Annotated in this window: 8 protein-coding genes; 6 read left to right on the forward strand and 2 right to left on the reverse strand. The window is 70.1% G+C overall.

Features of this window, described 5'->3' with window-relative positions:
• The coding region (locus Q1N79_RS05215) for an alkaline phosphatase family protein (RefSeq protein ID WP_300605133.1) at positions 1-1464 on the forward strand (1464 nt) is incomplete at its 5' end.
• A gap of 485 nt (positions 1465-1949) precedes the next feature.
• Here Q1N79_RS05215 and Q1N79_RS05220 read toward each other — a convergent pair.
• Positions 1950-2630, reverse strand: a complete 681-nt coding sequence (locus tag Q1N79_RS05220; protein WP_300605135.1) for a DNA-3-methyladenine glycosylase 2 family protein — start codon at positions 2628-2630, stop codon at positions 1950-1952.
• A gap of 235 nt (positions 2631-2865) precedes the next feature.
• Between Q1N79_RS05220 and Q1N79_RS05225 the strand changes: the two genes are divergently transcribed.
• The 5 genes from Q1N79_RS05225 (at position 2866) to Q1N79_RS05245 (ending at position 6876) form a co-directional block, all read left to right on the forward strand.
• Positions 2866-3744, forward strand: a complete 879-nt coding sequence (locus Q1N79_RS05225; protein WP_300605137.1) for a hypothetical protein — start codon at positions 2866-2868, stop codon at positions 3742-3744.
• A gap of 151 nt (positions 3745-3895) precedes the next feature.
• Positions 3896-4981, forward strand: a complete 1086-nt coding sequence (locus Q1N79_RS05230) for an FAD-dependent monooxygenase (protein WP_300605139.1) — start codon at positions 3896-3898, stop codon at positions 4979-4981.
• 34 nt (positions 4982-5015) lie between these two features.
• Positions 5016-5252 carry a hypothetical protein gene (locus tag Q1N79_RS05235; protein ID WP_300605141.1) on the forward strand — a complete coding sequence of 79 codons (237 nt, stop codon included), beginning with the start codon at positions 5016-5018 and terminating at the stop codon, positions 5250-5252.
• A gap of 244 nt (positions 5253-5496) precedes the next feature.
• Positions 5497-6567 (forward strand): phosphate ABC transporter substrate-binding protein PstS, encoded by a 1071-nt coding sequence (pstS, locus tag Q1N79_RS05240; RefSeq protein WP_300605143.1) that lies wholly within the window; start codon positions 5497-5499, stop codon positions 6565-6567.
• A 105-nt stretch (positions 6568-6672) separates the two neighbouring features.
• The gene (locus Q1N79_RS05245) at positions 6673-6876 is read left to right on the forward strand and encodes a sigma factor (protein ID WP_300605145.1); all 204 of its coding nucleotides are present in this window, start codon (positions 6673-6675) and stop codon (positions 6874-6876) included.
• 89 nt (positions 6877-6965) lie between these two features.
• Here the strand turns inward: Q1N79_RS05245 and msrA are convergent, their stop codons facing one another.
• A complete protein-coding gene (gene msrA, locus Q1N79_RS05250; protein ID WP_300605147.1) occupies positions 6966-7484 on the reverse strand; it encodes a peptide-methionine (S)-S-oxide reductase MsrA in 519 nt (172 codons plus the stop codon).
• Positions 7485-7494 lie beyond the last annotated feature (10 nt).

Consider the following 7494-nt stretch of genomic DNA (forward strand, 5'->3'; position numbering starts at 1 on the left):
AACCGCTCGTTCGACCACTTCCTGAGCTGGCTCCCGGGCGCCGACGGCCGGCACGACCTGACGTTCGTGTCGGTGGTCGACGGCAACACCTACCCCAACTACCCGCTCGCCCCGGACTTCCAGGGCTGCGGGTACAGCGACCCGGACCACAGCTGGGAGGGCTGGCTCGTCGAGTACAACTACGGCAAGCTCGACGGCTTCCTCCAGCGGCCGACGACCCCGCCGGACAACCCGGGCGTAACCCCGGCGGCGGCGAACACCTTCCCGATCGGCTACTACACCAACCACAACCAGGACGGGACCCGCAAGGCGCTGCCCGACCTGCCGGTCATCGGCGCGCTCGCCGAGCACTACACGACCCTGGACCGCTACTTCTGCGCGTTCGCCGGGGAGACCTACCCCAACCGCTTCTACCAGCACGCGGGCCAGACCGACCGGGACCACAACTCCGAGGTGCCCTCGACCCTGCCGACCATCTGGGATCAGCTCTCCCCGATCCCGAACTCCGACGGCATCCCCACCGGCGGCTACTACTACCGCGACGCCCCGTTCCTCGCCCTGTGGGCCAGCCCCGCGATCGAGCCGGGCGCGACGTTCAAGTACCAGGCGTTCTTCCATCCCTTCGCCGACGCCGACGCCGCCACGGCGGCGCTGTCCGCCGGCACCTCGTTCGTCGCGGCCTGCGAGAGCGGCACGCTGCCGAACGTCTGCTACATCGACCCCGCGTTCGACAACGAGGGCACGGGAACGTCGGGGGACGATCACCCGCTGGGCGACATCCGGCTCGGCGAGCGCTTCATCGCCGACGCCTACCACGCCCTCGCCGACAACGGCTACCTCGACGACACGGTCTTCATCGTGACGTTCGACGAATGGGGCGGCTTCTACGACCACGTGCCGCCGCCGCAGGTCATCGACGACACCAACCCGGCGGACGTGATGCACGCCGGCGACAGCAGCACGCCGACCGACGGCCAGCTCTACCCGAACTACAGGCAGCTGGGCTTCCGGGTCCCCGGACTCGTGATAACCAACCTCGCGCAGCCGCACCGGGTCGTGCACGAGGGGCCGTTCGAGCACTGCTCAGGCCTGGCGCTGATCGAGTCCACCTTCGGCCTGCACCCGCTCACCGCCCGCGACAAGAACGCCCGCAACCTGAAGGACGTCCTGCTCCCGTACCCGGCCAGCCGCGCGGTGCCGCCGTCCCGCATCCCGACGAGCTCGGACGTGATCGGGCCGGCGATCAGCCCGCCGTCTGAGTCGCTACTGCAGGTGCTCGAGGGCACGGCGGCCTTCGACCCGGCCGACATCTGCTCGGCCGCCAGCGTGCAGTCGGTGTCCCCGGCGCCGGTGAACCGGCCGCCGTTCCCGCAGACCTTCGGCGGCATCCCCGGCCTCACCGGGACCTCGGGCATGGCCGACATGCTGAAGTCCTACCGCTCGAGCGAAACCGAGGGCGGCTGACCCGGCGCTGCGGGCAGTCCTTGCCAGCCATCCGGTCGGCCCAGTCCGCGGGCCACGCGCGTTCGGTCATGGCCGCATTGAACCATCCGCGCGGCCCCCGCGGCAGCCGCGGGCCCGCGGGGACGCTCCAGGCTGGCACGGTCCCGGCGGCTTTTGGCGGCGGTGCCCCCACCGCCAGCACGCGGGGCTGGGCGATGCGGGAACGGTGGGAGCAGGGGCTGAGGTTGCCTGCGGGGCCAGGCCTTGGCGGCGCGGGCGGCCAGACTCCGCGTGTTGGTTAGCTGCGAGCTCATAGGACCCGGACTGCAGGGACGAAACCCCATAATCCGGACAAAAAATCAGCCGCTCGGGTCCTAAGATGCGGGCCGCGGCACAGATCCGCGCCCCGCAGCAGCAGGCGACATCGTGCTACTACCCTGCGTGCTGGTCCACTTGCTCTTGGTAGCGCCGCCCGAGGTAGGCTGGCCGCACAGTCGCTACCGGAGTCAGCTGCTCGCCTGCCGCGCGACCGGCGGCGCACCGGCCGGTTCGAAAGCGGCGGAGAACAGGTAGCTGGTGGCCAGGCTGCGGTAGGGCCGCCATTTCTCGGCGATGGCCAGGACCTCCTGCTGGCTGGGCAGGTGATCCAGCCGGTAGACGGCCTGGATGGACTTGCGGAGCGCCAGGTCGCCCGGCAACACGACGTCCTCGCGCTGCAGCGCGATCAGCAGCGCGCCCTGCACGGTCCACGGGCCTATCCCGGGGATGGCCGTGAGCTCGGCCATGAGCTCGTCGTCGGGCAGGGCGCTCAGCGCGTCCTGGTTCAGGCGGCCGTCCGTCATCCGCTCGGCGAGGTCGCGGAGCGTGCCGATCTTCCGCCAGGACAGCCCGGCCGCGCGGAGCTGGGCAGGGTCTACGCCGAGCAGTTCGGCGGGCGCGGGGAGACGGCCGCCGAACAGGGCCTCGACGCGGGCCACGGTCCGGCGGGTCGCCGGGACGGACAGCTGCTGGCCGGTGACCTGGAACACCAGGGCGCCGTAGAGGTCCATCGGCGGCAGCCGGGCCAGCCACGCCCGGGGGTCGAAGTCCGGCCGGTCGTCGATCAGCCGGGCCAGCACCGGGTCGGCGCCGCGCAGGTAAGAGCGTGCCTGCGGCAGCCACGCGGCGCGGCTGGGATCCTCGCTCACCGAACTCGCTCCCCCTTAATCCGAAGTCCCCATGACCTGACTGTAGTCCGGTCATCCCCGGCGATCGGGTTCCGCGCGGGTGCACCGGCCAGCAGGGCCTTGCTGCTAGCGCGGACCGCGCGCGTGCGGCCGCAGCGACCCGCACCGGCCGGATTTTCACGCGCAGCGAGCATCCCCCAGCTGAGATGGCTAAGTTCATGGGGGATGGCGGCGGCTCGGGAAGTGAGGTGACGATTTGGCCCAGCACGCCGATAGCCAGCTGGGAGAGGACGTGCTGGCCCGGGCGGTGGCTGCCTATCGAGCTGCCCTGGGTTCACGCCTGATCGCCGGGTACGCGCTCGGCAGCCTCGCCCACGGTGGCTTCAGTCCGCTGGTGAGCGACGTCGATCTCGGGCTCATCGTGCAAGACCCGTTGCGGGCTAGGGACCGCGTGACCATCCGCACCGTGGCCCGCTCAGTAAAAGCCGGAGGCGCGGAGCTTGACCAGCGGCTTTCTGTGTTCTGGGGAACACCCGCCACCTTGCGGGGCCAGCGCCGCGGCGGCCGGTTCCCTCCGCTGGACCGGCTGGACCTGCTTGATTACGGCCGGCTGCTCACGGGACCGGACGCCCGCGCCGCAGTGGCCCGCCCCGACATCGATGAACTGCTGGTGGCAGGCGCCGAATTCGCGCTCGGATTCCTGGGCGGCCGGTACGTGGGGCTGTCGGGCCGCCTTCGGGGCTGGGCGCGGCTCTGGCCACGGGACGACGACGCGCTGAACGAGATCCGCGCCCCCTCGCGGCTGGTCGCCCGCGGGCCGCGGCGGGTGACCAAGATCGTGCTCTTCCCCGTCCGCTTCCTTTTCACGGCAGAGACGGGCCGAGTCGGCACGAACGCCCTCGCGGCCGAGCACTACCTGGCCAGCGCCTTCGCGCCTGCCGCGGCGCTGGTCACCGCTGCTCTGGGCTGGCGCCGCGAGCGGCCGGCCGACGATGAGGCGGCCGAGCTCCTGAGCCGGGAGCTCATCCCGCTCTATGCCCAGTACCTGGACGATCACATCGCGCGCCTGCAAGCCGTCGGTTGCCACCGGCTGGCCGACAGCTTTCAGCGGTGGCGTTCCCGTCTGCTGGCCTGAGCTTCTGATCCGCCCCGGCCAGCAGTCGTCGCTGCCGAGGCTGCTGGTAGCGTTGCCGGAAGCACCAGCCAGAACGGGAAGCCGGGACTCCGTACCGCTGGCAGTAGTGATGTCCCGGCCGGCCTGCCTGGCTGCGGTGGGGGAGGACGACATGCCGGAGCTGCGCGTGGCCGTCGTGGGCGGGGGACTGTCCGGGCTGTGCGCGGGCCTGGCGTTCGCCCGGGTGGGGTGGCCGGTGACGATCATCGAGCGTGCCACGGGCGAGCCACCGGGCGGGGCGGGCCTGGGCCTGGACCGTTGCCTGCTGGCCAGCGTGACGGGTGTGGACACGGCCCGGGTCCCGGTGGTCAGCGGGAACCGCCCGTCGGCGGCCTGGGGGCTGGTCCGGCAGTTCCTGCTGGACGCGGCGCTGGCCGCGACCGGTATCAAGTTCGTCGAGTCGGTGACCGTCACCGGCGTCCGTGACAACGATCCGGGCGGTCCGGTGACGCTGGACAGCACCGCGGGCACCTTCGCCGCCGACGTCGTGGTTGGCGCGGATGGCGTGTACTCGGTTACCCGCCGGTTCGTGGCGCCCGACCAGCCGGCGGCGAGTTACGCCGGATACATGCTGTGGCGCGGCCTGGTCGCCGAGTCCGATGTTCCCGGCGGGCTCGGCGGCCGCGGCCGCGACCTGGAGATGCACGCCGCGCCAGGCGCCCACCTGGTCGTCTACTGCGTGCCCGGCCCCGACGGCCGGACCGATGCCGGCCGTCGCCGGGTTTCCTATGCCTGGTATGACGCCGGCCGCACGCGGCTGCTGCGCGAGGCGGGCTGCATCGAGGACGGCACGGTGGTCGCGACCCTGCGCGGGGACCAGTTCCCGGCCGGGCTGCCGGCGCAGCTCGCGGCACTCGCGCGCCGCTGGTGGCCGGCGCCTTGGGGGGAGTGCATCGCCTGGGGCGTCACGCACGACGCTGTCTTCGGCACGCCGGTGGCCGAGTACCTGCCGGAGCGCCTGGTCCGCGGCCGCGTGGCCCTGGTCGGCGACGCGGCCCACGTGGCCACCCCGATGACCGGCGCCGGGTTCGAGAACGCGCTGCTTGACGTGCGCGCCCTGGCCGCCAGCCTTATCCGCGTGACAGGGGCCGACGTGTGGGCCGGCTTGGACCGGTACGAGCAGGAACGGCTGCCGCATGCGCGGCGGCTGGTGTCCTCGGGCATGGCCTGGAGCCGTTCGTATCTCAGATCCGCCTGACCCGGCGGGGATGCCTCACCAAGGAGAAAGCGCAGTGGACCTGGAACAGGTACTTGACAAGATCGTGGAACTCGGCCGGGAAGAGCTGCGCATCGTGCGCAAGCGGGCGGAGGAGAAGACACCAGCGCGCGATCACGGCGAGGACTATCACGAGATGACGCGGGCCGCGGACCGGCTGGACCATTACGCGCACCTGCTGCGACGGCTGCATGACAACGAATTCGGCGACGGATGGCGGCACGAGAGCCAGCAGGACACCAGCGGCGGCTGATCAGCCGCAATAAGAGTTATTCCCTATCTGTTACGAAAGCAATTAAAACTTCTTCAACAGAGATAAATCTGCGGCTTTACCGCAAGTCTCCGTTAGACGTTAGTTTTCCAGCTATTTACCTAGACGTCCTACACCAAGACTGTGACGCCGTCTAGAAGTGGTGCGTAGGGTGGCAACGAGACTTTCCGCACCCCATGAAGCTGCCGGGAGACTGGGCCGCCTGGGCCTGCTTGCCCTCGCTGCCGTGGTCGCGATCGCCGCCGCGGCTTGCGGCAGCTCCTCATCCTCGTCGCCTTCGGCGCTGACCCTGGGGTGGGGGCTGCCGAACGGTCCGGTGCCGACGTCGGTTTCGCTGTCTGAGACGGGCAGCACGCTGCTTTACCCGCTGTTCAAGCTGTGGGTGGTGGGCTACAAGAGCGCCTACCCGCAGGTCACGATCACCACGGCGGGCACCGGCTCGGGCGCGGGCATCTCGTCCGCGGCGGGCGGCTCCGCGGACATCGGCGCGTCAGACGCCTACCTGACGCCGACCGACGTGAGCAAGTACCCGACGCTGATGAACATCCCGCTGGCGATCTCGGCGCAGATGGTCAACTACAACCTGCAGGGCCTGAACGGCACCCTGAAGCTCGACGGAACCATCCTCGCCGAGATCTACGAGGGCAAGATCACCATGTGGGACGACCCGGCGATCGAGAAGCTGAACCCCGGCCTGTCGCTGCCCCATGAGAAGGTCGTCCCGCTGGTCCGCTCGGACAGCTCGGGTGACACGTTCCTGTTCACGTCTTACCTGTCCCATCAGGTCCCGGCGTGGTCAAGCTCCGTCGGCTACGGCACGACGGTGGCGTGGCCACCGCTCGCGAGCGAGCGGGCGTTCAAGGGCAACGCCGGGATGGTGGTCGGCTGCCAGGCCATCCCGGGCTGCGTCGCCTACATCGGCATCAGCTACAAGTCCGATACCAAAGCGGCGGGGCTCGGCGAAGCCGAACTGGCCAACGGGGCCGGCCAGTATGAGCTGCCCACCAACGCGACCATCGCGGCCGCGGCGGCGAGCTTCCCCACGATTCCGACCACGGGCACCGTGTCGCTGATCGACAGCAGCGCGCCCGGGGCGTACCCCATCATCAACTATGAGTACGCGATCGTGAAGGAGATCCAGCCCAACGCGGACAAGGCGCAGGACATCCAGGCCATGCTCTACTGGGCGATCACGACGGGCAACTCCGGCAAGTACCTGTCGCAGGTGAACTTCCTGCCGCTGCCTAAGGCGGCCCTCGCGGTATCGGAGGCCCTCATCGCGAAGATCGCCGTCTGAGCGGTCATCCCCGGCCGGGCGTCATCAGCATGTCAGTCGCGACAGCCAGCCAGCGCCAGCCTGCCTGGCGAGTGGCAGAGGAGGGCCTCCGATGGGAAGAGGCGCATGGCGTTGAGCACGACGGGACCGAGCTTTGACGAGTTTCACGCCGGTACCGCGGCCCGGATCGTCCGCCATGCCTGCGCGCTGACCGGCGACCTGGACGACGCCCGCGATATCGCCCAGGAGACGTTTGCACGGGCCTGGCAGCGGTGGCCGCCCCCGGCGCCCCCGGTGGTCGCGGCCGGGGTGCCTGGCCGGCGCGCTTGACCCGGCCCCGTCCGGCAACCCGGTCCTGATCACCTACTGCGGCGTCCACCTCGACGATCACGGCAGCATAACCAAGCTGTCGGGCGGACTCACCGCGGCTGCCCTGGCCGGCTAGCACTTGGCAGCTTCCAGCCGGGGCGGACGTAGTGGCATGTGTACCCGTCGGGGTAGCGCTCCAGGTAGTCCTGGTGCTCCGGCTCGGCCTCCCAGAAGGGCCCGGCGGGTGTCACCTCGGTGACCACCTTGCCCGGCCACAGGCCGGAGGCGTCGACGTCAGCGATCGTGTCCTCGGCGGTCCGCCGCTGCGCGTCGCTGAGATAGAAGATGGCCGACCGGTAGCTGGTCCCGATGTCGTTACCCTGCCGGTTCAGCGTGGTCGGGTCGTGGATCTGGAAGAAGAACTCCAGCAGGTCCCGGTACGAGATCCTGTCCGGGTCGAAGGTGATCTCGATCGCCTCGGCGTGGCCGCGGTGGTTGCGGTAGGTCGCGTTCGGCACGTCGCCGCCCGTGTAGCCGACCCGTGTCGAGATCACGCCAGGAAGCTTGCGGATCAGGTCCTGTACTCCCCAGAAGCAGCCGCCGGCCAAGATGGCCTTCTCAGTGGTCATGATGTGCTCC

This window comes from Trebonia sp. (assembly GCF_030042015.1).
Classification (GTDB): domain Bacteria; phylum Actinomycetota; class Actinomycetes; order Streptosporangiales; family Streptosporangiaceae; genus Trebonia.

Excerpts from the sequence above, each read along its gene's own strand:
- Q1N79_RS05230 (WP_300605139.1), top strand. The coding sequence starts at position 3,896 with ATGCCGGAGCTGCGCGTGGCCGTCGTGGGCGGGGGACTGTCCGGGCTG.
- msrA (WP_300605147.1), bottom strand. The coding sequence starts at position 7,484 with ATGACCACTGAGAAGGCCATCTTGGCCGGCGGCTGCTTCTGGGGAGTA.
- Q1N79_RS05245 (WP_300605145.1), top strand. The coding sequence starts at position 6,673 with ATGGCGTTGAGCACGACGGGACCGAGCTTTGACGAGTTTCACGCCGGT.